The organism is Microbacterium kribbense (assembly GCF_039537285.1).
GTDB lineage: Bacteria > Actinomycetota > Actinomycetes > Actinomycetales > Microbacteriaceae > Microbacterium > Microbacterium kribbense.
In genome coordinates this window covers 261,729-284,933 of record NZ_BAABAF010000002.1, presented here as the reverse complement: position 1 = coordinate 284,933, position 23,205 = coordinate 261,729, and the positions used below count along the sequence as shown (strand labels likewise).

Sequence of the window (23,205 nt, the reverse complement as noted above, 5' to 3'; positions counted from 1 at the left end):
GCCCGTCGCGACGAAGGTGTTCTTGGTCATCGGCGCGGCGGCGGGTTTCGTCGCAGGAGGAAAGTCGGACGGCTGTGTCATCGGGGTCATTCTTGTCGGATTCGAAGGTGCTCGGCGTTGGGCACGAAAAAACCTTACGGCATTATGTTTTAAAAATCAAGCGCGGTTCGGTTTATCGTGGAGGCATGTCGAACACCGAATCCAGGCGGCGGGGCTCGTACGCCAAAGGGATCGCCAAGCGCGAAGAGATCCTCACCCGGGCGCTGGAGGTCATCGCACGGGAAGGGTACGGCGGCGCGTCGGTGAAAGAGCTCGCGGCCGCCGTCGGGTTGAGTCAGGCCGGGCTGCTGCACTACTTCGACTCGAAGGAAGAGCTGTTCACCGCGATCCTGCGCAAGCGCGACGACACCGACGCGGCACAGTTCGGCCCTATCGACGCCATGACGCCGCTCGATATCACCGCGGTGCGCACGGGGTTCCTGGGCGTCATCCGGCACAACAGCGAGGTTCCCGGTCTCGTCGAACTGTTCTCGCGCATGGCGGCCGACGCGGCCGCGCCGCAGCATCCGGCGCACGATTTCTTCCTCGAGCGCGGGCGGACCCTGCGCAAGCTGTTCATCGACGTCATCGCCCCTGCGCAATCCACCGGCGACCTGTCGCCCGGGATCGACCCCGACACGCTCGCCCGGGTGCTGCAGGCGGTGGCGGACGGCCTGCAGCTGCAGTGGCTGCTGGAGCCCGACATCGACATGGCGGCCATCGTCGGCGCCCTGTTCACCGCCCTGCAGACGACTCCGACGGATACGGCGGTCCGGACAGCGCGGGGATGACCTCGCGGTGTAACAGCGGGGCCCCGCTGCGGTCGGCTCAGAGCAGCGGCCGCACCGAGGCGTAGGCGTCGGCGACGTCACGGACCGGGACGTCGTAGACCCGCGCGACACCGCGCCCGTCGTGGCGCGGCCAGCCGGGATCGCCGCCGGAGACGAACGCCACGGCGGCGGCGTGCACCTGGTCGGCGAGCGCCTGCGGCGGGTTCGGACCCGCCAGGGGGTCGATCGCCGGGCCGTCGAGGCAGTCGAAGAAGAAGGGCACGTCGAGGCAGTGCTCCGCGAAGCCGAAGTGACCCGACGGCCACGCGAACCGGTACAGCCAGGTCGGCGCGCTCCCCCGGTGGGCGGCGATGCCCGGCACGGTGGTGCGGAACATCCGGTCGCTCACCAGGCGCCCGGCCAGGCGCGCCTTGCCCTTGGCCGCGACGTCGGCGTTCGCGGCGAGGTACCCGCGCAGGGCGGCGGCCGGCAGGCCCAGCTTGCCCAGCAGCAGTCGGCGCGGCACCCAGCGCAGCTTCTTCTCGGCGCCGGTCATCACCATCGTGAACTCGTCGTCGGCGGCGCCGACCACGAGGGGCTTGTCGGCACCGACGCCGGCCTGCAGCGAGTCGCGCGTCGGCTGGAGAATCAGATCGCCGTCGACGACCGGGCCGAGCGGCAGGCCCTGGTCGAGGACCGCGGCGAGCCCTGCGGCATCGAGCTCGGTCGCCTTCTTCTGCAGTTCGAGCACCCGCTCTTCGGACAGCGACGACAGCCCGGCGCGAGTCGGCGCCACGCCGCCTGATCCGGCCAGCGCGCGTCCGAATGCCTCGGCCCGCGCCGCCGCCACGTCGGCGAACGCCGCAGACATCGCGTACACCCGGCTGAACAGGTGCTGCGCCGCGGACATGCCCAGCAGCGTCAGCACCGCGCCGCCGCCCGCGGACTGCCCCGCGATCGTCACCTGCGAGCGGTCGCCACCGAACGCGCCGATGTTCTGCTGCACCCACTCCAGCGCGAGCAGCCAGTCGCGCACGCCGCGGTTGGACGGGGCATCCTCGATCCAGCCGAAGCCGTCGAAGCCCAGCCGATACGACAGCGTCACCGTCACGACGCCGTCGCGGTTGAAGTTGCGTCCGTCATACCAGGGGCTCGCCGGCGACCCGGAGAAGTAGCCGCCGCCGTGGATCCAGACCAGCACCGGCAGCCCCTGGGCATCGGGGTCGGGGGTGAACACGTTGACGGTGAGCGTGCACTGGCCGGGGATGCTCGGTTCGGGGATGAGCGTGATGCCCGGATCGCCGCGCTGCGCGGTGGCGCCGAAGGCCAGGGCATCGCGCACGCCGTCCCACGGCGCCTTCGGGACGGGGGCGGCGAACCGCCGCCGCCCGACCGGGGCCTCGGCGAACGGGATGCCGAGGAACGCCGCCGATCGCCGCGCGCCGCCGGTCCCCGTGGTGGGGCGCCAGCATCCGCGCACCCGGCCGGCCGTCGTGGCCACCTCGACGCAGTCGATCTCGGCCGGCTGCTCGGTCATGGCGTTCCGCCGTCTGACACGCGCTCGTCGGACAGCACGGCCTGCGGCATCCGCGCCCGCATCACGGCGATCGCCTCGGGGTTGTCGTCCACCAGCACGGCGTGGCGGCCCAGCGCCGCGGCGACTGCGCCGGTCGTGCCGCTGCCGGCGAAGAAGTCGAGCACCCGGTCTCCTTCTCGACTGGATGCCTGGATGATGCGTCGCAGGATGCCCTCCGGCTTCTGGGTGGGATAGCCGGTCCGCTCCGGCCCGCTGGTCGGGACGATGGTGTGCCACCAGACGTCGGTGGGCAGCTTGCCCCGTGCCGCCTTCTCGGGCGTCACCAGACCCGGCGCCATGTACGGCTCGCGGTCGACGGCGGACGAATCGAACCAGTAGCGCTGCGGGTCCTTCACGTACACCAGGATCGTCTCGTGCTTGGTCGGCCAGCGCCGGCGCGCCTTCGCCCCGTAGTCATACGCCCAGATCAACTCGTTGAGGAAGTGATCCCGCCCGAACAGCGCATCCATCAGCACCTTGGCGTAGTGCGCCTCGCGGAAGTCCAGGTGCAGATACAACGTGCCGTCGGAAGCCAGCAGCCGCCACGCCTGCAGCAGCCGCGGCTGCAGAAAGCCCCAGTAGTCGTCGAACCGGTCGTCGTACACCCGCAGCTCGCCGCGCAGCCGCTCGTACTCGCGCCCGCGGAACCCCGCCGTGCGCCGCCCGGGCACGGCGACCGCGGCATCCGCAGCGGCGGGTCGCCGCCGCATCCGGCCGGTGTTGAACGGCGGGTCGAGGTAGATCAGGGTGAACGACTCGTCGGGCAAGCCCGCCGTCACCGCGAGGTTGTCGCCGTGGTGGATGCGGATGGTTCCGGGCGTCGTCACGGCACCCGGTGCAGCCAGGCGTCGGTGGCGAACTTCGACTGCACCAGTGCCTCGGCTTCGGCATATTCCGCATCGGCGATATGACTCGGCGTCGCGCCGTACAGGTTCGTGAACGTCTCGATGAACCGCGCGATGATCGCCTCGCGCGACAGTCCGGTCTGGCTGCGCAGCGGGTCGACGCGCTTGGCGGCCGACGCCGTGCCCTTGTCGCTGAGCTTCTCGCGGCCGATGCGCAGCACCTCGGTCATCACCTGGCCGTCCATGTCATAGCTGAGCGTCGCGTGGTGCAGCACGCCGCCGTTGGCCAGCCGCTTCTGCGCGGCCCCGCCGATCTTGCCGCTGGGCCCGACGATGTCGTTCAGCGGCTGGTAGCTCGCGTCGATGCCGAGCGAACGCAGCGCCTGCAGCACCCAGTCATCCAGGAATGCATAGGAGTCGGCGAACGTCATGCCGGCCACCAGCGACGCAGGCACGTAGAGCGAGTACGTCACGATGGAGCCTGCCGCCATCAGCATCGCGCCGCCGCCGGAGATCCGTCGCACGACGTCGAAGCCGTGCTTACGGGCGCCGTCCGGGTCGACCTCGTTGCGCAGCGACTGGAACGATCCGATCACGACGGCCGACTCATCCCACTCCCACATCCGCAGCGTCGGGTTGCGGCGCCCGTCGCCGACGCGGGTCGTGAGCACCTCGTCCAGGGCGAGGTTCATCCGCGGCGAGACCGGCTTGTCGTGGATGATCTCCCAGCTGAAATCGCCCCACCCGGGTGCGGTCACCAGTGCCCGGCGCACGGCGGTGCCCACCGACTCCGGGGTGAAGCCCAGCAGCGCGGCGCCTTCGGGCAGCGCGGCGCGCACGGCGGCGGCGATGGCTGCGGAGTCGGCCGTGGCCGGCATCCCGTTCACGGCGGCGTCGATGTCCGCCAGTGCATCGTCGGGTTCGAGGAAGAAATCACCCGCCAGGTGGAAGTCGGCGATCAGTCCGTCGCGCACGTTCAGATCGACGACGACGAGCTTTCCACCGGGGACCTTGTACTCACCGTGCATGTTCACAGCCTACGGCCCGGTAGGATGGGGAATGCGGTCATACCGCAGCGTCGTCGACACGCTTCCGACCGGGACATCCGCTCCCGCTCCCGGCTTCTTCTCGCACGGCGAACCGATGCGCACATCTGCGCCGTCGCCCACCCGCCCATCCGTGCCACTGTGCACGCGTGTGCTCATTCTGAAAGCAACCCCATGTCTTCCTTCCTTTCTCTCGGCGTGCCCGAGAACCTCGCCGCGGTACTCGAAGCCGACGGCAAGACCGAGGCGTTCGCCATCCAGCGCGACACGCTTCCGGACTCCCTCGCCGGCCGCGACGTGCTCGGCCGCGGCCGCACCGGCAGCGGCAAGACCATCGCGTTCGCCCTGCCGCTGGTGGCACGCCTGGCCGCCGCCCGCACGTCGCGCCGCCCCGGCCGCCCCCGCGGCCTGGTCCTGGCGCCCACCCGCGAATTGGCCAGCCAGATCGCGGCGACCATCAAGCCGCTCGGCGATGCCGCCGGCCTCTCGGTCACGACGATCTTCGGCGGCGTCAGCCAGCGCCCGCAGGAGCAGGCGCTCGCGCGCGGCGTCGACATCGTGGTGGCCTGCCCCGGGCGCCTCGAGGACCTGATGAAGCAGCGCATCATCGACCTCGGCGCCGTCGAGATCGCGGTGCTCGACGAGGCCGACCACATGGCCGACCTGGGGTTCCTGCCCGGCGTCACCCGGATCCTCGCCGCGACTCCCGCAAACGGGCAGCGGATGATGTTCAGCGCGACGCTGGACCACGGCATCGACAAGCTCGTGCAGCGCTTCCTGCACCATGCGGTCCGGCACGAGGTCGACGAGTCGTCGGTGCCGCAGGGCACGCTGACGCACCGCGTGTTCGTGGTGCCCGGAACCGACGAGAAGACGGCGCTGGTGCGCCACCTCGCCTCCGGCCAGGGCCGGCGGATCATGTTCACCCGCACGAAGCACCAGGCCAAGAAGCTGGCCAAGCAGCTGACCGCGTCGGGCATCCCGGCCGTCGACCTGCACGGCAACCTGTCGCAGAACGCCCGCGAGCGCAATCTCGCCGCGTTCAACGCGGAACCGGATGCCGGTGGGGTGCGCGTGCTGGTCGCGACGGACGTCGCCGCCCGCGGCGTGCACGTGGACCACGTCGAGCTGGTCGTGCACGTGGACCCGCCGGTCGAACACAAGGCGTACCTGCACCGCTCGGGCCGCACCGCCCGTGCCGGCGACTCGGGCACCGTGGTCACGGTCGCCCTCGACAGCCAGCGCCGCGACGTGACCGACCTGCTGCGCAAAGCGCACATCCGGGCCGAGCTGGAGAGTGTCGCGGCCGCCGGTCCCCAGGTCACCGAGCTGGTCGGTGAGCCGGCGCCCTACGTCAAGCCCGCACCGGCGGCACCGCAGCAGGTCTCGCAGCCCGGGCGCGGCGCCGGCGGGCGCTCCCGCGGCGGGCAGTCGCGCAGCGGTCGCGGCGGGCAGCAGGCCCGCGACGGGCAGGATGCCGCGTCCCGCACCGCCCGCCAGGGCGGCCCGGCGCGCTCGCGCCGCGGCGGTCAGGGCGGCCAGGGCGGCGCACCCCGCACCGCGGCGGCCCCTCAGGCCGGCCGCGACGTATCGGGCCGGCCGACCATCGGCGCCCGGATGGGCAGCGCACGCGGTCCGCGCCGCGCGTCGCACCCGGGTCGCTGAGCCTCCGGGCGCGGCTCAGTCGCGAGCGGGGTACCGCGCGTCCAGCCACGCCAGCACATCGGCGCGCACTTCGGCCTGCATGGTCTCGTTGAACAGCTCGTGCCGGGCATCCGGATAGACCAGCGTCGTGACGTCGGTCAGCTTCGACCGGGTGCGGTACTCGGCAGCCAGCTTGTGCACGCTGCGCGGACCGCCCACCGGGTCGTCGCGGCCAACGATCAGCAGCAGCGGCAGGTCGCGGCCGAGGTCCGCGCGCGGCCGCCCGAGCAGCCGGGCTGCGTCGAGAGTGCCGAACAGCTTGCGCAGCGGCGTCTCGACCGTGAGCGGGTCGGCATGGAACTGCTGTGCGACGCGCGGATCGATTGAGAGCCATTCCAATCCGGTGGCATCCTTCGTCTTCCACTTCGCATTCAGGTCGCCGGCGTTCAGCGACCCGGGCATGCGCAGCGCCGAGCCGGACAGGATGAGCCCGTCATAGGCTTCGGGATGCTGGTTCACCAGGATCTGCGCCAGGAACGACCCCCACGAGTGCCCGAGGATCACCAGCGGCAGTCCCGGGTGCTCGGCGCGGATGAGCTGGGTGAACTGCCAGCAGGCCGCGACCGCGGCCCGGTGCCCGCCGGGGCCGAGGCGGCCGAGTCTGCTCGCATCGCCCCCGTGCTGCCGCATGCCGGTGCGCCCGTGGCCGCGGTGGTCGTCGGCATACACCGTGTAACCGGCGGCCGTCAGCGCCGCGATCAGCGCCCCATAGCGGCCGGCGTGCTCGCCGACGCCGTGCAGCAGCTGGATCACGGCCCGGGGTGCGGATGAGGCGGGATGCACGTCGTAGACGATGGCGATGCCGTGTGCGTCGGTGAACTCGGGCATGCGCAGAGCCTACCGCCGGGTTCCGGCGGCGATCCGACTTTTACTTAGCCAGACTAATAAGGTAGGCTAATTATTCTTATGGTCGCAGCGCACGAGGTTCCCGTTCCGGACGAGAACGCCGGCACTGCGCGCGACCTGCGGATGGCCACCTTCCGCCTCAGCCGCCGGCTGCGCAGCGAGCGCGGACTGGACACGATGACCGACGCCCAGTTCGCGGTGCTGGCCACACTCAAGGGCCACGGACCGCACACCCTGGGCGAGCTCGCCGAGCGCGAGCACGTCACGGCCCCGTCGATGAACCGCACCGTGAACTGCCTGGAGGAGCCCGGCTTCGTCACCCGCACGCCCGACGAGTCCGACCGGCGGAAGGTCATCATCGACATCACGCCGGCGGGGCGCACACTGGTGACCGAGACCGTGCGCCGTCGCGACCTGTGGCTGGCCGCAGTCGTCGCGGACCTGTCCCCCGCCCAGCGCAAGACGCTGGCCGATGCCGCCGCACTGATGAGCGAGGTGGCCGCCGGATGAAGGCCATGTTCCGCTCCCTCGGCCTGTTCAACTATCGCGTCTGGTTCATCGGCGCACTCATCTCGAACATCGGCGGCTGGATGCAGTCCACCGCACAGGACTGGGTGGTGCTGACCGAGCTGACGCACAACGACGCCACCGCGATGGGCGTGACGATGGCGCTGCAGTTCGGCCCGCCGCTGGTGCTGGTGAGCATCACCGGCTGGGTCGCCGACCACTTCGACCGGCGCAAGCTGCTCATGGTGACCCAGACCACGCTGGGCCTGCTGGCGGTCACCGTCGGCGTGCTGCTGCTCACGCACGTGATGACGCTGCCGATGATGTGGATGTTCGCCGGATTCTTCGGCATCGCCAACGCGTTCGACAGCCCGGCCCGCCAGGCGTTCGTCTCCGACGTCGTCTCACGCGAGAACGCCTCGAACGCGGTCGCACTGAACTCGGCATCCTTCAACATGGCGCGCCTGATCGGGCCGGCCGTGGGCGGCGTGCTGATCGTGCTGGTGGGCACCGGCTGGATGTTCATCATCAACGCGGCCACCTTCGCCGCGATGCTGATCGCACTGTCGATGATGCGCACCGGCGAGCTGCAGCCGCGGGTGAAGACGACCACCGCGGCGCGCATCGCGGACGGGTTCCGGTACGTGGCGCGCCGGCCGGACCTGGTGGTGCTGTTCGTGATGGTGTTCCTGGTCGGCGCGTTCGGCATGAACTTCGCCATCTTCGCCTCGACGATGGCACTGGAGTTCGGGTTGAAGGCCGACGGGTATGGCACGCTCAGCTCGATGCTCGCGGTCGGCTCGCTCGCCGGCGCGCTGATGGCGGCCCGGCGGGACACGGCCCGCATGCGCGTCGTGATCGTCGCGACCGGCGGCTTCGGAGTGGCCTCGCTGGTGTCGTCGATGATGCCGGAGTACTGGCTGTACGGGGCGACCGTCGTCTTCGTCGGCTTCTCGACGGTGTCGATGCTGACCACTGCCAACGGCTATGTGCAGACCACCACGGACGCGCAGCTGCGCGGGCGCGTGCTGGCCTTGTACATGGCGGTGCTGATGGGCTCGACTCCGGTCGGCGCGCCGATCGTCGGCTGGGTGGCCACCGTGTTCGGGCCCCGCACGGCGATCCAGGTCGGCGCGGTCGCGGGCCTCGTGTCCTGCGTGATCGGATCGATCTGGATGATCAACTCGGGCCGCCTGCACCGGCACGAGACGAGCCGGTTCCGGCTCACGATCGACGAGACCCGGCCGATCCGCATCGTCGAACACGTGCCCGAGGAGTTCAGCGACGAGGTCGCTCAGACGATGCCGATCCCGCTGCCGAACCTCGACGGCGACGTGCCCGTGCGGCGCAAGCGCCGCATCCGCGGCTCGCGCGCCTGAGCCGATGCTGACCCCCGTCGACATCGGCGTGCGGATCTTCGCGCACCATCTGGCCCGCACCGGGCGGCAGCCCGATGCCCGCCCCGAGGTCGACACGGCGACGCTGCGGCAGCGCCGTCCGCACCTGGCCGCGGTCGAGATCACCGACGCGGCGATCGCCGGCCCGCATGGCGGCGTGCCGGCACGGCAGTACCGGATGCCGGGGCAGGATGCCCGCAGCGCGCTGGTATGGCTGCACGGCGGCGCGTTCGTCAGCGGCGATCTGGACATGCCGGAATCGAACTGGGTGGCGCTGGAGCTGGCCGCGCACGGCATCCCGGTGCTGGCGGTGGACTATCGCAAGGCGCTGCGCGGAGTGCGGCATCCGGTGCCCTCCGACGACATCCGTGCGGCCTGGCTGCACGCGACCGCACATGCGGACGAGCTGTTCGGGGTGGATGCCGCACGCGTGCATCTGGGCGGGGCCAGCGCCGGTGGCGCCATCGTCGCCGGCGTGACGCTGCGGACGCGCGACGAGGACGGCCCGGCACCGGCATCCCTGCTGCTGGCGTACCCGATGCTGCATCCGTACCTGCCGCCGACGACGGCGGCGACCCTCGCGCTGACCAAGAAGCTGCCGGCACGAATGCGGTTCCGACCCTCGATCGTGCGGGCCTTCGCGAAGCACTATGCCGGCCGCGCCGGTGTGCGCGACCCGTACGCGTTCCCCGGGGTCGCCGATGACCTGCACGACTGGCCGCCGACCTACATCCTGGTGGCGATGATCGACGAGCTGCGCGCGTCCGGCGACCTGTTCGCGCAGCAGCTGCGCGCGGCCGGAGCCAGCATCGTGCTGTTCGCCGAGCGCAGCGCGACGCACGGGCACCTGAACTACCCCGAGGCCGCCTCGGCCCAGCGCAGCATCACACGCCTGGCCGAATGGATCGACGCACACTGAGCAGACGCACACTGAGCAGACGCGCACTGAGCAGACGACTGCGCCCTCACTCCGCGGATGCCGCAGCCAGCCGGGACGACGCGGTGGTCATGTGCACGGCCATCGCCGAGGCGGCGGCATCCTCGTCACCGGCCACAACGGCGGTACAGATGATCTCGTGCTCGGCGAGGGCAGTCGCTGCCTCGGCACCGCCGCGCACGGCGCGGTCGGCATAGACCTGCAGCAGCGCCCGCACCACGTGCAGCTGGTCGACCAGGGTGGCGTTGCCGGCGATCTCGGCCAGCACGTCGTGGAATGCCAGATCGGCCCGGGCGAAGGCCTTCAGGTCGCCGACCGTGGCGCGCATCCGCTCGAGGTGACCCGCGAGCGCCGCGCCCGTCGCGCCGTCCGCCCGGCCCGCCGCGAGCCGGGCGACGTAGATCTCCAGGCCCGAGCGCAACTCGAGGAGTTCGGCGGTGTTGCGCTCGCCGATCAGCAGCCCCCAGCGCAGCGTCTGCGGCAGCAGCTCGCTCGCCTGACCGCGCAGATAGGTGCCCGACCCGGGGCGCACGTCCACGATCCCGAGGATCTCCAGCGCCGCCAGCGCCTCGCGCACCGCCGACCGACCGACACCGAGGGTCAGGGCCAGCTGCCGCTCGGGCGGCAGCCGGGTGCCGGGTGCGATCGACCCGCCGGTGAACAGATCGAGCAGGCGGCGGGCGACCTCCGAGACCGGCGAGCCCGCCGGCAGCGCACCCAAGGCGGCGGTGATCTCGGCGGCACGGTCGCCGGGGTATGCGGGCACGCCATCAATCTACCGCGGACGCGCCGCAGAGTCTTGCAATCGGTCAACCGGTTCGACAAAATGAAGAGTGTGATCGGCCTCGGCACCTATGCGTTCTTCTGGCAGCACTCCGACCGGGTGCCCGACCCGCTGAGCCTGACCGGCGCGTTCGAGGCCACCCGTGCACTCGGGGTCGACCTGTTCCAGATCTGCGACTACGCCCCGCTGACCGCGATGTCAGACGCCGAGCTGCGCGATGCCGCCGCTGCCGCCCGCGACCTCGGCCTGACCATCGAACTGGGCACGAAGGGCGTCGAGCCCGCGCACCTGGCCCGGTTCCTGGACCTGGCCGGCATCTTCGACGCAGCGCTGGTGCGCAGCATGATCTACTCCGAGGCATCCCGGCCCGCCCTGCAGCAGGCCGAGCGCTGGCTGCGCGCCGCGCTGCCCGGCTACCGGGCGGCCGGCGTCACGCTCGCGCTCGAGACCTATGAACAGCTGGCCACCGCCGATCTGGCGGGCCTGGTCGAACGCATCGACAGCCCGCAGCTGGGCATCTGCCTCGACCCCGGCAACGTCGTGGCCCGGCTCGAGTCACCCCGCGACTGCGTCGACCAGGCCGCACCGCTCGTGCGCAGCGTGCACGCCAAGGACTTCGCGTTCGCGCGGCAGCCCGGCTGGGTCGGCTTCACCTACGGCGGCGCGCCGATGGGCACGGGCCTGCACGACTACCCGCACCTGCTTGCCGCGGTGCGCCCGCGCGAACGCGGCATCAACGAGATCGTCGAGCACTGGCTGAGCTGGCAGACCGACGCGCAGACCACCATCCAGGCTGAGCGGGACTGGACCCGCACGGCCATCGACTACCTGAGGAGCACGACATGAGCACCACCGCCGACACCTACACGATCGCCGTCATCGGTGCGGGCGGAAAGATGGGCATGCGCGTGTCGAACAACCTCGCGCGCACCGCCCACCGGGTGGCCTACGTCGAGAACTCGCCCGCCGGCCGGCAGCGCACGACCGACGCCGGCCGCAGCCTCACCGATGCGGCCCCCGCCGTCGCCGACGCCGACATCGTCGTGTTCGCCGTCCCCGACCTGTCGCTGGCACAGGTCACCGCCGACCTGGTGCCGCAGATGCGATCGGGCGCGATCGCGCTGACGCTGGACCCGGCGGCGGCCTACGCGGGCCTGCTCACCGACCGCGACGACGTGATCCGCGCGGTGGCGCACCCGTGCCATCCGTCGATCTTCCTGCAGCGCACGACCCCAGAAGAGTACGCCGACACGTTCGGCGGCATCGCGGCCCCGCAGGACTCGATCGCGGCGATCGAATCGGATGACCCGGCCAAGAAGGCGATCCTCGACGCGACCGTGCGGGCGATCTACGCCCCGATCATCGACGTGCACTACGTCACGATCAAGCAGCTCGCCCAGCTCGAGCCGACCCTGGTCGAAACGGTCGCGTGCATGATCGGCGGCCTGCTGAACGAGGCGCTCGACGAGGCCGTGCACACGATGGGGGTGCCCGAGGCCGCGGCCCGCAGCATCTTGTACGGGCACACCCAGGTGGCGCTGGCCAACGGTCTGCGCGGCGACAACCCGTTCAGCGACGCATGCCTGATCGCGATGGACTACGGTCGCGAGAGCATCATCAAAGAGGATTGGAAGAAGATCTTCCGCGACGACGAGCTCGACAAGAACCTGGCGCGGATGCTGCACCTGGACCACATCGAGCGTTGAGAGGGCGACATGGGCATGCTGGAGGGCAAGACGGCGCTGGTCACCGGTTCGGGCAGCGGCATCGGCCGGGCGGTGGCCGCGCGGTTCGCGCGCGAAGGCGCACGGGTCGTGATCGCGGACCGGGATGCGGATGCCGCCGCCGGCACCGCCGCCGCGATCGGCGCCGCGGCGCGGGCCGTGGCCGTGGACATCGCGGACGAGGAGTCGGTGGCGGCGGCGTTCGCCGCGTGCGAAGCGGACGGATGGGCACCGGACGTGGTCGTGGCCAACGCCGGCGTACAGCTGTTCGGCCAGGACGCGAAGGCCGCCGACCTCGATCTGGCGGTGTGGCGGCGCACCCTCGACATCAACCTGACCGGCACGTTCCTCACGGTCAAGCACGCCGTCCGGTCGATGCTCACGCACGGGCGCGGCGGGTCGATCATCCTCACCGGCAGCCCGACGGGGCTGAACGGCGAAGGCGCAGACTTCACGGCGTACAGCACGACCAAGGCGGGCATCCACGGCCTGGCGCGTACCGTGGCGGCGGCATATGCCGACCGCGGCATCCGGGTCAACACCGTGGTGCCGGCCTATACCGAGACGTCGCTGGTGAGCACGATCTCGTCCGATCCCGCCGACCGCGCGGCGATCATCGGGCGCATTCCGCTGGGCCGGGCGGGGGCACCCCGCGACGTCGAGGGGATCATGGTGTTCCTGGCATCCGACGACGGCGCGTTCGCGACCGGGTCGCTGTTCGCCGTCGACGGCGGAATGTCGACGCTCTGAGATGGGCGGACGGGCGCCCCGATGAGCTGGCTTGCCGACCACCCCCTATGGCGCGGCGGCCATTGGTCGTTCGAGCTGCGCGGCGATGAGATCGCCGATCTGGCCTTCGGCGGCCGGCCCGTGCTGCGCAGCATCCGGGCGGTGGCGCGCGATGAGGACTGGCACACGCCGACGATGGTGGTGGATGCCGTCGACGACGCCACGCCGGGGCGGCTGGCGCTGCAGCTGCGCTCCGACGGCTTCGGCGCCGATCTGCGCGGCACGCTCGTGGTGGTCGCCGCGGCGGACGCCTTCGAAGTCGAGCTCGAGCTGCGGGCGCACGACGAGTTCTGGACCAACCGCACCGGCCTGGTCGTGCTGCACCCGCCGCACCTGGCCGGCTCGCCGCTGGCGGTGACGCATCCGGACGGGACAGTGCAGCACACCGCCTTTCCGCAGCAGATCAGCCCGCATCAGCCGGCGTACGAGATCGCCGGGCTGCGTTGGCAGGATGCCGGCACCGAGGTCGCACTGCGCCTGGGCGGCGACGTGTTCGAGATGGAAGACCAGCGCAACTGGACGGACGCCTCGTTCAAGACCTACAACCGCCCGCTCGCCCTGCCGTTCCCGTACCGACTGGCGACGGGCGAGGTCATCGCGCAGACGCTGCAGGTGCGGGCTCGCGCGCGCGCTGCGGCGGCGGCACCGGCGGGCCCGGACGCGCGGATCACGCTCGCTGCCGGCGGCACGTTCCCGGCACTGGGCGTCGGGGCGGCGACCGCGCCGGACCCGGCCCCCGCGTTCGACGTGGGCACCGGGCCGGTGCTCGTCGAGCTCGACCTGCGCACGCCGAACTGGCCGGCGGCGCTGCGCCGCGCGGCCGACGCGGCGAGACAGCTCGACGTGCGGTTCGTGCTCGGCGGGTCCGGCGCCGCGGCGGGCGCACCCGGCGGCGCGCTCGGCGACGGCGTGCGCGCGCTGACCGGGCTGCCGGTGGTGCGCGTCGCGGCGTTCCAGCCCGACGGCCCGGCGCAGCACGTCTCGGACCACGACGCGACCGATGCTCTGCGCGCGGCGCTGGATGCCGCAGGGCTGGACATCCCGGTGGTCGGCGGAGCCCGGTCGCACTTCACCGAGCTGAACCGCGAGCACGACCGCTTGCCACGTGATCTGGCTGGCATCGTGTTCAGCATGACGCCGCTGTTCCACAGCACCGCGACGGAGCAGCTCGTCGAGGCCGTCGCGATCCAGCGGCTGGTGGCACAGCAGGCGGTCTCCCTTGCCGGCGGCGTTGCGGTGCATGTCGGCCCGGTGACCCTGCGTGCGCACTTCAACGACGTGGCGACCACTCCCCCGCCCTCCTCCGGCGCCACCGACCTGGCGGAGGGGTACGGCACGGCGCTGATCGACGCGGACGACGAGCGCTACGACGCGCCCGAACTGGCGGCGTGGACCATCGCGAGCGCCGCGGCCCTGGCGGTGCCGGGGGTGGCCACCGTGACCTACTTCGAGCAGTGGGGGCCGCGGGGTCCGGTGCGCGCCGACGGGAGTGCACGGCCGGTCGCCGCGGCCCTGGCCGCGCTCGGCGCGCTGCGGGGGGCGGCGCTGCTGCACGGCGACAGCCCGGACGGGCTGGTCTGGGCCGTCGGCGGTGTCTCGAGGGAGGGCGCGACCACCGTGCTGGCCGCCAATCTCGACCGGATCGAGCGCACCCTGACGGTGGTCACGCCCACCGGCGAGGCATCCGTCGTCCTGGCGCCGGGCGGGTGGCGGCAGGTCGGGGACTGATCACTCGATTCGCGTGATGCGCAACGCCAATGCCTGCCCCGCGGGCAGGTCCAGCGGCGGCCCGGCGCGATCGTACGCGTCATTGGCTGCCACCTCCGTCAGCGTGAATCGACGCCCCGCAGAGGTGATGGTCATGTGCCACGTGTCGATCAGATCGACGTCAAATGCGTCGCCGACCATGAGCCGCTCACCGAGCGGACCCTGGGGCAGTCGGAACGACCACTGTTCCGGCGCGGACCGCCCGAAGTACTGCAGGTACTGCCGTCGCGGTGCCCCCGCCACGAACGCCGGGTCGTCCCACTTGTCGATCGGGTCGAGCCCGTCCACGACGAGGCCATCGAGAATATCGCGCAGGAATCCGAGCCTCGCAGGGGCCTCACCGTGCAGCGAGCCACCGGCGACCACGTGCAGGCTGCCATCGTTGCGGGAGAGGCTCTCACCGTGCGAGGCATAGCAGCCCGACACAGCGGCCACCCAGAACCGGTGCACGAGTTGGCGCCCGCTTATCGCGCCCCAGCGCTCCGGGATGTCGCCCTCGTATTTGATCTCGTCGAGGATGACCGGCTTTCCCCAGACATCTCGATAAAGCGAGGCACGACCAAAATCGACGGTGGCGGAGCCATTCTGCACAGACGCATGGGTGACCCAGTCCTGATTGTTGTCATACAGTTCGATCCAGTTGTGGATGGAGCGGACGTGTGCGGAAGGATCGAGCTGGGCCAGGAGTGCACCGACCCGATGCCACCGCCCAGGACGTCGACCCAGCTGATCGAATTCATTGCACAGCGACCACCACACATTGGGGTAGGCAGACAGTCGCGCGACCAGATAACGCAGGTATACGTCGTCTTCGGCGGCGCTGAGTTGGTTGAGTCCGAAGTGCCCGCGATCGTATGCGTTGAAGATGAGGACATCTGCTTGAATGCCATGCGCCCCGAGCAATTCGACTGCGGCATCCAGCTGACGGAAGAATGGAATGCTCGGGGCTGACACATCCCACTCTCCGCCGTCCCGTGCAAACGGCATCAGCGTTGGCTCATGCTCGACATAACCCCCCGCCTGCGGAAAGATCAGGAAGCGCAGCTTATTGAACCCCGCCCCGGCGATGGCGGCGACAGTCTCCCTGCGCACAGGCTCATCCTGATGCAGCCAGTTGTAGACAGTGGTGCCGACCGGGCGGAACGGTGTGCCATCGGCATGCGCGAAGTGGAATCGGTGCGCAACGCGGACGGCGCCACGCATCGCACTCGCGAGCACGGTGAACGCACCAGACGCCGAGCGAATCCCCGCACGTTCGGCTTCGGTGCGCCACGTCCACGTTCCGACGAGCTCAGGCAGGAACCGCACACGATAGGTTGTCTCGCCGTCCCAGAACCCCGGTACGACCACCGCGTGGGTCCCATGGCAGAACCGCACCAGGACCGGCGGCACATTGTCGACGGGAAGCGCATACGTGCCGCCGAACGTGAGTTCCACAATGCAGTGCTGCTGTTCGGTCATGGTTCTCGACACGCCGGCTCAGCGCCAGTCGTGCTCGGCAGCGAAGCCGAGTTCTCGTACGATCTTGCGCGTGGACATCAGGGACTCGAACTCGCCCAGGTCGTCGGCGATCGGCACGCCTGGAAACCAGCGCTCGGCGAGCACACGAGACGAGGTGGCGGTGCCCGAGGTCGGCGAAGCCACGTTGTAGACACGATAACCCGGCGTCGCAGCGGCCAGTGCCAGGGCGACCGCGTGCGCGCCATCTCGCGCGTCGACCCACGAGCCGATCAGGTCACGACGATAGTCCGGCTCACCGGCACGGCCGAAGGTGCCGTACTCGTCCGCGCCGACGATGTTGGTGAAGCGCAGCGCGGTGACCGAGGTGTCCGCAGACCAGTGTGCGAACTGGGCGGCGATGGCTTCCTCCGCGACCTTGCCGAGGCCATACGTGTTGTACGCGCGGGTCCACGTCTCGTCCACCGGCAGCCGCGGCGGCGCGACATCAAAGGGGAAGCCCATCGCGGTGATGCTGGAGGCGAGGACGATGGTTCGGATGCCGGCTCGGTAAGCGCCGAACAGCGCGTTGAACGAGACCAGCATGTTGTTCTGGAAGGTGGCCGCATCGGGGATCAGGCCGTTCACCGGGACGGCCGCCAGATGCACAAGCGCGTCCAGTCCACCGTGTCGGGCGGTCACGCCGAGCAGAGCGTCGAGCGCCTGGCCGTAATCGGTCAGTTCGACGCGAGTAAAGCCAGGACCCGCCGAGCCGGCGAGGTCGAAGCCGACGACGTCGTGTCCGTCCTCCCGTAGCCGCTCAATGGTCGCCCTCCCGAGCTTGCCTTCGCTGCCGGTCACACCGATGTGCATGGTGCCTTCTCTCCGCATCGAGGCGTCGCTGTACGTGTGTGCATAATCATTCTATAGTGAAAGATGTTTACATGGGAGGTCGAATGCCGACGGTCAGCGCTGTGCGCATCGAGCATCACCGTGAGGCCGTGGGCATCGACGAGCGCACGCCCCGCCTGAGCTGGGTGATCAGCAACGCACCTGCATCGTGGACGCAGACCGGCTACCGGATAGTCGCCCGAGGCGTGGACGGCGTCCAGCTTGTCCACGAAACGGCCTCCGACGACCAGATCCTTGTCGACTGGCCGTTCCGCCCCCTCCGCTCGCGCGAACGCCTGTACGTGTCCGTGCAGGTGCGAGGCCCGGATGGCGAATGGTCACCCACCGCACCGGAGACCGTCGTAGAGGCCGGGCTGCATGCCACCGACTGGCAGGCCTGGCCGATCGGGGCGACTTGGAACGAGGATCCGGATGCCGACGACCGACGGGCCGCGCTGGTCCGACGCGAGGTGGTCATTCGGGACGGACTCGTCTCGGCCCGCCTGTATGCGAGCGCGCACGGCCTCTACGAAGCGGAGATAAATGGACAACGCGTCGGCGACGATGCCCTCTCGCCAGGGTGGACCGTCTACCACGCGCGATTGCGGTATTACACCTACGACGTCACCGACCTGCTCAGACCGGGCCTGAACGCGATCGGGGCGTGGCTGGGTGACGGCTGGTATCGCGGCCGCCTGGGTTGGCGGACGGCATTTCGCAATATCTGGGGCGATGACCTTTCATTCCTCGGTCAGCTCGAGCTGTCCTACGCAGACGGCTCCCGCGAAGTCATCCCCACCGATGCCAGCTGGCGCGTGGGCCCGAGCCCGATCTTGCGCAGCGGGATCTATGACGGCGAGGACTATGACGCTCGAGCCGAACAGCCGGGCTGGAGCAGCCCTGGCTTCGACGATTCGGGGTGGGAAGGTGTGCAGCTGCGTCACCGCGACCGATCGACCCTGGTGGCGCCGACCTCACCGCCGGTGCGGTGCACGCAGGAGCTGCGCCCGGTCCGACTGCTGACCACGCCCTCCGGCCGGCGCGTCATCGATTTCGGCCAGAACCTGGTAGGACGAATCAGGATCACCGTTGTCGGAGCCGCGGGACGGACCGTCACGTTGCGCACGGCCGAGGTATTGCAGGATGGCGAGGTCTATACGCGTCCACTGCGCGGCGCGCGCTCCACCGACAGCTACACTCTCGCCGGACGCGCCGAAGGCGAGACCTGGGAGCCGCGGTTCACTTTCCACGGATTCCGCTTCGTCGAGGTGACCGGGTGGCCGGGAGACCTGGACGCCGCCACCGCTGCGGGTGATCTGGTGGCGCGTGTCTACCACAGCGACTTGGAGCGCACCGGCTGGTTCGAATGCTCCGACCTCGGGCTGAACCGCCTCCACGAGAACGTGGTGTGGAGCATGCGCGGCAACTTCGTAGACATCCCGATGGACTGCCCGCAACGAGACGAGAGGGTCGGCTGGACAGGTGACATCCAGGTGTTCGGGCCCACGGCGAGCTTCTTGTTCGACGTGTCAGGGATGTTGTCGGGATGGTTGCGCGACGTCGCCATCGAACAGCTCCCGGACGGGACCGTCCCTTGGTACGTGCCCGTGATTCCCGCCCATCAGATGTGGACGCCGATCCGACCGGGTGCCGCCTGGGGTGACGTCGCCACACTGCTGCCGTGGACGATCTTCGAGCGCTACGGAGACACCGACGTACTGCGAGCACAGTTCGACTCCGCTCGGGGCTGGGTCGATCTGATCGAACGCCTGGCTGGGCCCGGACGACTCTGGGCGACGGGCTTTCAGCTCGGTGACTGGCTCGATCCTGCTGCCCCACCGCAGGATCCGGCAGGCGGCCGGACCGACCGGCACCTGGTGGCCACGGCATACTTCGCGCACTCCGCGCGCACCGTCGCCAGGATGGCCGAGCGCATCGGACGAGCTGACGACGCCGCTCGCTACAAGGCGCTGGCCGCCGAGGTGCGCGCGGCATTCGCGACCGCCTACATCGGCGCGGACGGGATCATGACCAGCGATGCGCAGACTGCGTACGCTCTGGCGCTGTCCTTCGACCTGATCCCCGATCCCGCGCGCCGACGCATCGCCGCCGATCGCCTCGCAGGGCTCGTCGCCGAAGCGGGCAATCGGATCGCCACCGGATTCGTCGGCACGCCGTTGATAGCCGGGGCCTTGAGCGAGAGCGGGCATACCTCCAGCGTGTACGACCTGCTGCTGCAGCGGGAATGTCCCTCCTGGCTGTACCAAGTCGACATGGGCGCGACGACGATGTGGGAGCGCTGGGACGCCATGCTCCCGGACGGCACCGTCAACCCGGGGACGATGACCTCGTTCAACCACTACGCGCTGGGCGCGATCGCAGACTGGCTGCACGGTACCGTCGCCGGCATCGCCGGGGCCGAGCCGGGCTTTCGATGCATCCGCTTCGCGCCACGCCCCGGCGGCGGCCTCACGCACGCAGCGGCACGCCACCGCACGCCGTTCGGCGACGCGGCGATCGCATGGACGATCCGCGGCGACATGCTGCACGTCGAACTGACGGTCCCCGTCGGTGCGCGTGGCATTCTGGAGCTTGACGGACACGTGCCCGAGTCGATCGGGCCGGGCACCCATACCAGAGTCGTGAGCCGGACTGCACCGCCCGACTGATGCCGCCAACGAACGGAGTACCCGGATTGTCCATGATCCGCTACACGCGCCCCTACGACGCACAGGTCCGCCTGATGACCAAGATCGCGCGGATGTACCACGAGCGCGGTATCCGTCAGGCCGACATCGCATCGGCGTTGAGTATCTCGCAGGCCAAGGTCTCTCGGCTGCTCAAGCGCGCCGAATCCGTCGGCATCGTGCGCACCACCGTCACCGTCGCCCCGGGGGTGTACTCCGAGTTGGAAGAGCAGGTCGAGGCCGCCTATGGCATCGCCGAGGCGGTCGTCGTCGACGTCGGGCCCGATGCCGACGAGGCGGAGACGATCGCATCCATCGGTGCCGGCGCAGCGGCCTACCTCGAGGCCACGCTGGGCGGCAGCGACCGCATCGGCGTCTCGTCCTGGAGTCAGACCATCCTGGCGATGGTCGATCGGATGCGCCCGCTCACCGTGCGCGGGGCGACCGAGGTGGTGCAGCTGCTGGGCGGCGTCGGTGCGCCCGAATCGCAGAGCCACTCGAACCGGATCCTCACCGAGTTGGCGCGGATGCTGGGCGCCGAGCCGATCTACGTGCAGGCCCCCGGCGTGGTGGCGGGACGGGAGATTCGGGACAGCCTGTTGCGCGATCCCTCCATGCATGAGGTCACCCGGCATTGGCGTGAGCTGACGATGGCCATCATGGGTATCGGCAACATCGAGCCGTCCAATGTGCTGGCCACCAGCGGCAACGCGTTCTCCAGCGCGGAGCGCCGCCCCCTGTTGGACGCCGGTGCGGTTGGCGACATCTGCCACCGCATCTACTGCGCTGATGGAACCCTCGTCCGCGGGGCCATCGATGACCGGATCATCGCGATTCCGGTCGACGACCTGATGCGCATTCCCCGCCGTGTCGGCATCGCCGGTGGCTCGCGCAAGTATGACGCGATCCATGGTGCCCTGCGCGGCGGCTGGGTGACGACCCTGATCACCGATCTGCGCACCGCCGAGCATCTCGCCCACCGCGGCGCGGCCGATTGAACGGCTCAGCCAGCGACCAACCGGCGCAGCCGCTCGATGCCAGGCACCAGACTGGACAGCACCGGCACATCCACATTCGCCGCATCGGCCGCGCTGGCCATCGACGCTTGCGCGAGCACGATGACGTCCGACTCCCCTGCCGCACGCTCGATGGCCGCGGCAACGACGCGGTCGTGTGCGGCGCGGTCTCCGCTGGAGACGGCGGCGAAGGCACCGTCGATGACCTCGCTGCGGATCTGGGGGGAGGTCCCTGCCAGCGCCGCCCGTTCGCGGATCAGGGCGGCAGTCGGCGTGCACGTGGTGGCGAGTGTGGCCAGTACCGTGATCCGCGGACCGATGCGCACGGCCGCGTCTGCCATCGCCTCATCGATCCGGTAGACCGGGATTCCGGCATCCGCCGCCAGCGGTGCTGCATACTGCGATATCGACGAGCACGTCAGCATGACCAGATCCGCCCCGCCGGCCTTCGCGGCGTGCACCAGATCATGCAGGCGTTGCGGGATGGATCCGGCGCGCTGCTCGTCGCCGAGGTCGGCGACGATCCTGTCGTCCAGGTAGTTGACGGCGACAGCATCCGGCAGCAGCCGTCCCGCCAGTGCCATCACCGGCGGAATCACAACTGCTCCGGTGTGCACAAAAGCGATCCGCATCATTTCATCCCTTCAGCGAGCCGGCGGCCAGGCCGGCCATGATCTTCTTGTTCAAGAACACGAACACGATCAGCAGTGCGATCACGTTGATGCTGATTGCGGCGAACAGCGGCCCGTACTGGGTGCTTCCATACTGATCGTTCAAGCTCAATAGGCCAACCTGGATCGTCGCCAGCGACGGGTTCGTGGTGAACGTCAGCGCGACCAGCAGGTCGTTCCACACGCTGAAGAATTCGACAAGGGCGACGGTGAGGATGGCGTTGCGCATCAATGGCAACCCGATCGCGAAGAACGAGCGCAGGGGACTGCAGCCGTCCATCGTCGCGGCTTCGAAGATCTCTCGCGGCACGGTCCGGAAATATGCGGCCATCAAGAACGTGGCCAGCGGCAGCCCGTCTGCGGTGTAGGTGATGATCAACGGCCACAGCGAGTCGGTAAGGCCGATCTTGAAGTACGCGATGAACAGCGGAACGAGGATCATCTGTCCCGGCACCATGATGCCGCCGAGGATCAGCATCAGCGTCGTGCCGCGGCCCTTCCAGATCATGATCTCCAGCGCATACCCGGCAGCAACGCCGAGCAGCACGATCAGTGCGACTGAGGGGATGGTCACCAGGATGCTGTTGCGGTAGTTCACCGCGACATTGCCACGGAACAGGGCTTCGTAGTAATTGCTGAAGTCCAACGCGTGCGGAAGGGACCAGGTGGGGGTCGAGAGGAACTCGGTCTGCGACTTGAACGAGCCCATGATCACCCAGAACTGCGGGTAGAGCACGATCACCAGCAGCACGGCGACAAGGATCCAAACAGGTAGGCGGCGCAGCGTGCGACGGACGGCTCGGTGCCCCGTTCCGGTCGGGCGGCCGGACGTCCTGCGCGTGCCCGGACGCGTCTGGATGAGGGTCTGCGTGGCGGTCATCTCAATCCTCCGCCCGCCGTCTCGACGATCGGAAGATCGCGAGAGTGAACACGAGACACAGCAGCGTCAGCACCAGCGCGATGGTGGACCCGTAGCCGTATTCGGCGTACTCGAACGCCGTCCGGAACATATACAGCGTCAGGGGCGAGGTGGTCGTCCCCGGACCGCCGTTGTTCAAGGCCAGCAGGCTGTCGAACACCTTGAGCGTGGCGTTGAAGCTGAAGATGATCGACGAGATCAGGATGGGCAGTGACAATGGGATGACGATGTGCCGGACCAGGCGGATCCCGCTGGCACCGTCCAGGCGAGCCGACTCGATGATCTCATCGGGTATGTCGAGCAGGCCGGTGTAGAGCAGGATCGCGTAGAAGCCCATCGAGCTCCAGTACGTCATGACCAGCGCCACGCCCATCGTGCCTACCGTGTTGGCGAGGAACTCGACACTGTTCCCGCCGAAGAAGTTGATGATGTCGTTGACCGGACCCTGGTTCTCGCCCACCGATACCAGGCTGCGGAACAGCAACGCGACGGCGACCGTGGGCAGCACCATCGGGAAGAACACCGCCGTGCGGATGAATGCCGAGCCCTTGCGGAGCACGAACACATACAGCAGGGCAAGCAGATAGCCCAGGACAATCTGGCCCACGGTGGCGAGGATCGCGAAGATGATGCTGACCCACAGCGACTGGATCGCCGCCGGATCCTTCACAAAGTGGTCGAAGTTCGCGATTCCGACGAAGGTGAAGCCGCGTAGCGTGTTGCCTTGAAAAAACGACAATCCGAGCGACCACGCAACTGGAACGAGCTTGATCAGCACGTAGATGGTCAGTGTCGGCGCGAGCAGGATGATGATCGTCTTGCGATCACCGAACACGCGGTTCATGGAGCCTCC

Annotated in this window: 21 protein-coding genes; 11 read left to right on the top strand and 10 right to left on the bottom strand. The window is 69.5% G+C overall.

What is annotated here, in order from left to right:
• Nucleotides 1–107 precede the first annotated feature (107 nt).
• A complete protein-coding gene (locus ABD705_RS04410; protein ID WP_344780945.1) occupies nt 108–830 on the top strand; it encodes a TetR/AcrR family transcriptional regulator in 723 nt (240 codons plus the stop codon).
• Nucleotides 831–867: 37 nt separating this feature from the next.
• Here the strand turns inward: ABD705_RS04410 and ABD705_RS04405 are convergent, their stop codons facing one another.
• Genes ABD705_RS04405 through lplAB form a run of 3 tightly spaced genes read right to left on the bottom strand, consistent with a single transcriptional unit; the run spans nt 868 to nt 4,258 of the window.
• Nucleotides 868–2,346, bottom strand: coding sequence for a carboxylesterase/lipase family protein (locus tag ABD705_RS04405; protein ID WP_344780943.1), 1,479 nt, complete (start codon nt 2,344–2,346; stop codon nt 868–870).
• On the bottom strand, nt 2,343–3,212 hold the full coding sequence (locus ABD705_RS04400; RefSeq protein ID WP_344780941.1) for a DNA-methyltransferase: 870 nt from the start codon (nt 3,210–3,212) through the stop codon (nt 2,343–2,345). Before ABD705_RS04400 ends, ABD705_RS04405 begins: the two co-directional genes overlap by 4 nt.
• Complete coding sequence (lplAB, locus tag ABD705_RS04395) at nt 3,209–4,258, bottom strand: lipoate-protein ligase LplAB (protein ID WP_344780939.1); 1,050 nt, start codon at nt 4,256–4,258, stop codon at nt 3,209–3,211. The genes ABD705_RS04400 and lplAB overlap by 4 nt, the downstream gene beginning before the upstream one ends.
• 192 nt (nt 4,259–4,450) lie before the next feature.
• On the opposite strand from lplAB, the gene ABD705_RS04390 reads away from it, so the two are divergent.
• The gene (locus ABD705_RS04390) at nt 4,451–5,941 is read left to right on the top strand and encodes a DEAD/DEAH box helicase (RefSeq protein WP_344780937.1); all 1,491 of its coding nucleotides are present in this window, start codon (nt 4,451–4,453) and stop codon (nt 5,939–5,941) included.
• A gap of 15 nt (nt 5,942–5,956) precedes the next feature.
• Here the strand turns inward: ABD705_RS04390 and ABD705_RS04385 are convergent, their stop codons facing one another.
• On the bottom strand, nt 5,957–6,808 hold the full coding sequence (locus ABD705_RS04385; protein WP_344780935.1) for an alpha/beta fold hydrolase: 852 nt from the start codon (nt 6,806–6,808) through the stop codon (nt 5,957–5,959).
• 78 nt (nt 6,809–6,886) lie between these two features.
• Here ABD705_RS04385 and ABD705_RS04380 point away from each other — a divergent pair, with 78 nt between their 5' ends.
• The 3 genes from ABD705_RS04380 to ABD705_RS04370 are packed head-to-tail and all read left to right on the top strand — an operon-like array spanning nt 6,887 to nt 9,649.
• Entirely contained in the window at nt 6,887–7,336 is a 450-nt protein-coding gene (locus ABD705_RS04380) for a MarR family winged helix-turn-helix transcriptional regulator (protein ID WP_344780933.1), read from the top strand.
• A gap of 5 nt (nt 7,337–7,341) precedes the next feature.
• The gene (locus ABD705_RS04375; RefSeq protein ID WP_344781003.1) at nt 7,342–8,712 is read left to right on the top strand and encodes an MFS transporter; all 1,371 of its coding nucleotides are present in this window, start codon (nt 7,342–7,344) and stop codon (nt 8,710–8,712) included.
• Between the two features lie 4 nt (nt 8,713–8,716).
• Nucleotides 8,717–9,649, top strand: a complete 933-nt coding sequence (locus ABD705_RS04370) for an alpha/beta hydrolase fold domain-containing protein (RefSeq protein ID WP_344780931.1) — start codon at nt 8,717–8,719, stop codon at nt 9,647–9,649.
• Between the two features lie 46 nt (nt 9,650–9,695).
• Here ABD705_RS04370 and ABD705_RS04365 read toward each other — a convergent pair whose 3' ends face one another.
• The gene (locus ABD705_RS04365; RefSeq protein ID WP_344780929.1) at nt 9,696–10,433 is read right to left on the bottom strand and encodes a FadR/GntR family transcriptional regulator; all 738 of its coding nucleotides are present in this window, start codon (nt 10,431–10,433) and stop codon (nt 9,696–9,698) included.
• Nucleotides 10,434–10,502: 69 nt separating this feature from the next.
• Here ABD705_RS04365 and ABD705_RS04360 point away from each other — a divergent pair, with 69 nt between their 5' ends.
• From ABD705_RS04360 to ABD705_RS04345, 4 genes are read left to right on the top strand one after another with little or no spacing between them, the layout of a single operon-like run.
• Nucleotides 10,503–11,297, top strand: coding sequence for a sugar phosphate isomerase/epimerase family protein (locus ABD705_RS04360; protein WP_344781001.1), 795 nt, complete (start codon nt 10,503–10,505; stop codon nt 11,295–11,297).
• Nucleotides 11,294–12,157, top strand: a complete 864-nt coding sequence (locus ABD705_RS04355) for a phosphogluconate dehydrogenase C-terminal domain-containing protein (RefSeq protein ID WP_344780927.1) — start codon at nt 11,294–11,296, stop codon at nt 12,155–12,157. The genes ABD705_RS04360 and ABD705_RS04355 overlap by 4 nt, the downstream gene beginning before the upstream one ends.
• 9 nt (nt 12,158–12,166) lie before the next feature.
• Nucleotides 12,167–12,925, top strand: coding sequence for an SDR family NAD(P)-dependent oxidoreductase (locus tag ABD705_RS04350; protein WP_344780925.1), 759 nt, complete (start codon nt 12,167–12,169; stop codon nt 12,923–12,925).
• A 21-nt stretch (nt 12,926–12,946) separates the two neighbouring features.
• Nucleotides 12,947–14,692 (top strand): D-apionate lactonase family protein, encoded by a 1,746-nt coding sequence (locus ABD705_RS04345; RefSeq protein WP_344780923.1) that lies wholly within the window; start codon nt 12,947–12,949, stop codon nt 14,690–14,692.
• Here the strand turns inward: ABD705_RS04345 and ABD705_RS04340 are convergent, their stop codons facing one another.
• A complete protein-coding gene (locus ABD705_RS04340; RefSeq protein WP_344780921.1) occupies nt 14,693–16,192 on the bottom strand; it encodes an apiosidase-like domain-containing protein in 1,500 nt (499 codons plus the stop codon).
• 18 nt (nt 16,193–16,210) lie between these two features.
• Entirely contained in the window at nt 16,211–17,041 is an 831-nt protein-coding gene (locus ABD705_RS04335; protein WP_344780920.1) for an NAD-dependent epimerase/dehydratase family protein, read from the bottom strand.
• 83 nt (nt 17,042–17,124) lie between these two features.
• On the opposite strand from ABD705_RS04335, the gene ABD705_RS04330 reads away from it, so the two are divergent.
• Nucleotides 17,125–19,728 carry a family 78 glycoside hydrolase catalytic domain gene (locus ABD705_RS04330; protein WP_344780918.1) on the top strand — a complete coding sequence of 868 codons (2,604 nt, stop codon included), beginning with the start codon at nt 17,125–17,127 and terminating at the stop codon, nt 19,726–19,728.
• Between the two features lie 32 nt (nt 19,729–19,760).
• Complete coding sequence (locus tag ABD705_RS04325; RefSeq protein WP_344780916.1) at nt 19,761–20,744, top strand: sugar-binding transcriptional regulator; 984 nt, start codon at nt 19,761–19,763, stop codon at nt 20,742–20,744.
• Between the two features lie 5 nt (nt 20,745–20,749).
• Here ABD705_RS04325 and ABD705_RS04320 read toward each other — a convergent pair whose 3' ends face one another.
• The 3 genes from ABD705_RS04320 to ABD705_RS04310 are packed head-to-tail and all read right to left on the bottom strand — an operon-like array spanning nt 20,750 to nt 23,196.
• Nucleotides 20,750–21,394, bottom strand: coding sequence for an aspartate/glutamate racemase family protein (locus ABD705_RS04320; protein ID WP_344780915.1), 645 nt, complete (start codon nt 21,392–21,394; stop codon nt 20,750–20,752).
• 4 nt (nt 21,395–21,398) lie between these two features.
• On the bottom strand, nt 21,399–22,313 hold the full coding sequence (locus tag ABD705_RS04315) for a carbohydrate ABC transporter permease (RefSeq protein WP_344780913.1): 915 nt from the start codon (nt 22,311–22,313) through the stop codon (nt 21,399–21,401).
• 1 nt (nt 22,314) lies between these two features.
• A complete protein-coding gene (locus ABD705_RS04310; protein ID WP_344780911.1) occupies nt 22,315–23,196 on the bottom strand; it encodes a carbohydrate ABC transporter permease in 882 nt (293 codons plus the stop codon).
• Nucleotides 23,197–23,205 lie beyond the last annotated feature (9 nt).

Coding starts and splice junctions, on each gene's coding strand:
- ABD705_RS04405 (WP_344780943.1), bottom strand. CDS start 2,346: ATGACCGAGCAGCCGGCCGAGATCGACTGCGTCGAGGTGGCCACGACG.
- lplAB (WP_344780939.1), bottom strand. CDS start 4,258: ATGCACGGTGAGTACAAGGTCCCCGGTGGAAAGCTCGTCGTCGTCGAT.
- ABD705_RS04390 (WP_344780937.1), top strand. CDS start 4,451: ATGTCTTCCTTCCTTTCTCTCGGCGTGCCCGAGAACCTCGCCGCGGTA.
- ABD705_RS04385 (WP_344780935.1), bottom strand. CDS start 6,808: ATGCCCGAGTTCACCGACGCACACGGCATCGCCATCGTCTACGACGTG.
- ABD705_RS04380 (WP_344780933.1), top strand. CDS start 6,887: ATGGTCGCAGCGCACGAGGTTCCCGTTCCGGACGAGAACGCCGGCACT.
- ABD705_RS04375 (WP_344781003.1), top strand. CDS start 7,342: ATGTTCCGCTCCCTCGGCCTGTTCAACTATCGCGTCTGGTTCATCGGC.
- ABD705_RS04370 (WP_344780931.1), top strand. CDS start 8,717: ATGCTGACCCCCGTCGACATCGGCGTGCGGATCTTCGCGCACCATCTG.
- ABD705_RS04355 (WP_344780927.1), top strand. CDS start 11,294: ATGAGCACCACCGCCGACACCTACACGATCGCCGTCATCGGTGCGGGC.
- ABD705_RS04350 (WP_344780925.1), top strand. CDS start 12,167: ATGGGCATGCTGGAGGGCAAGACGGCGCTGGTCACCGGTTCGGGCAGC.
- ABD705_RS04345 (WP_344780923.1), top strand. CDS start 12,947: ATGAGCTGGCTTGCCGACCACCCCCTATGGCGCGGCGGCCATTGGTCG.
- ABD705_RS04340 (WP_344780921.1), bottom strand. CDS start 16,192: ATGACCGAACAGCAGCACTGCATTGTGGAACTCACGTTCGGCGGCACG.
- ABD705_RS04335 (WP_344780920.1), bottom strand. CDS start 17,041: ATGCACATCGGTGTGACCGGCAGCGAAGGCAAGCTCGGGAGGGCGACC.
- ABD705_RS04330 (WP_344780918.1), top strand. CDS start 17,125: ATGCCGACGGTCAGCGCTGTGCGCATCGAGCATCACCGTGAGGCCGTG.
- ABD705_RS04325 (WP_344780916.1), top strand. CDS start 19,761: ATGATCCGCTACACGCGCCCCTACGACGCACAGGTCCGCCTGATGACC.
- ABD705_RS04320 (WP_344780915.1), bottom strand. CDS start 21,394: ATGCGGATCGCTTTTGTGCACACCGGAGCAGTTGTGATTCCGCCGGTG.
- ABD705_RS04315 (WP_344780913.1), bottom strand. CDS start 22,313: ATGACCGCCACGCAGACCCTCATCCAGACGCGTCCGGGCACGCGCAGG.
- ABD705_RS04310 (WP_344780911.1), bottom strand. CDS start 23,196: ATGAACCGCGTGTTCGGTGATCGCAAGACGATCATCATCCTGCTCGCG.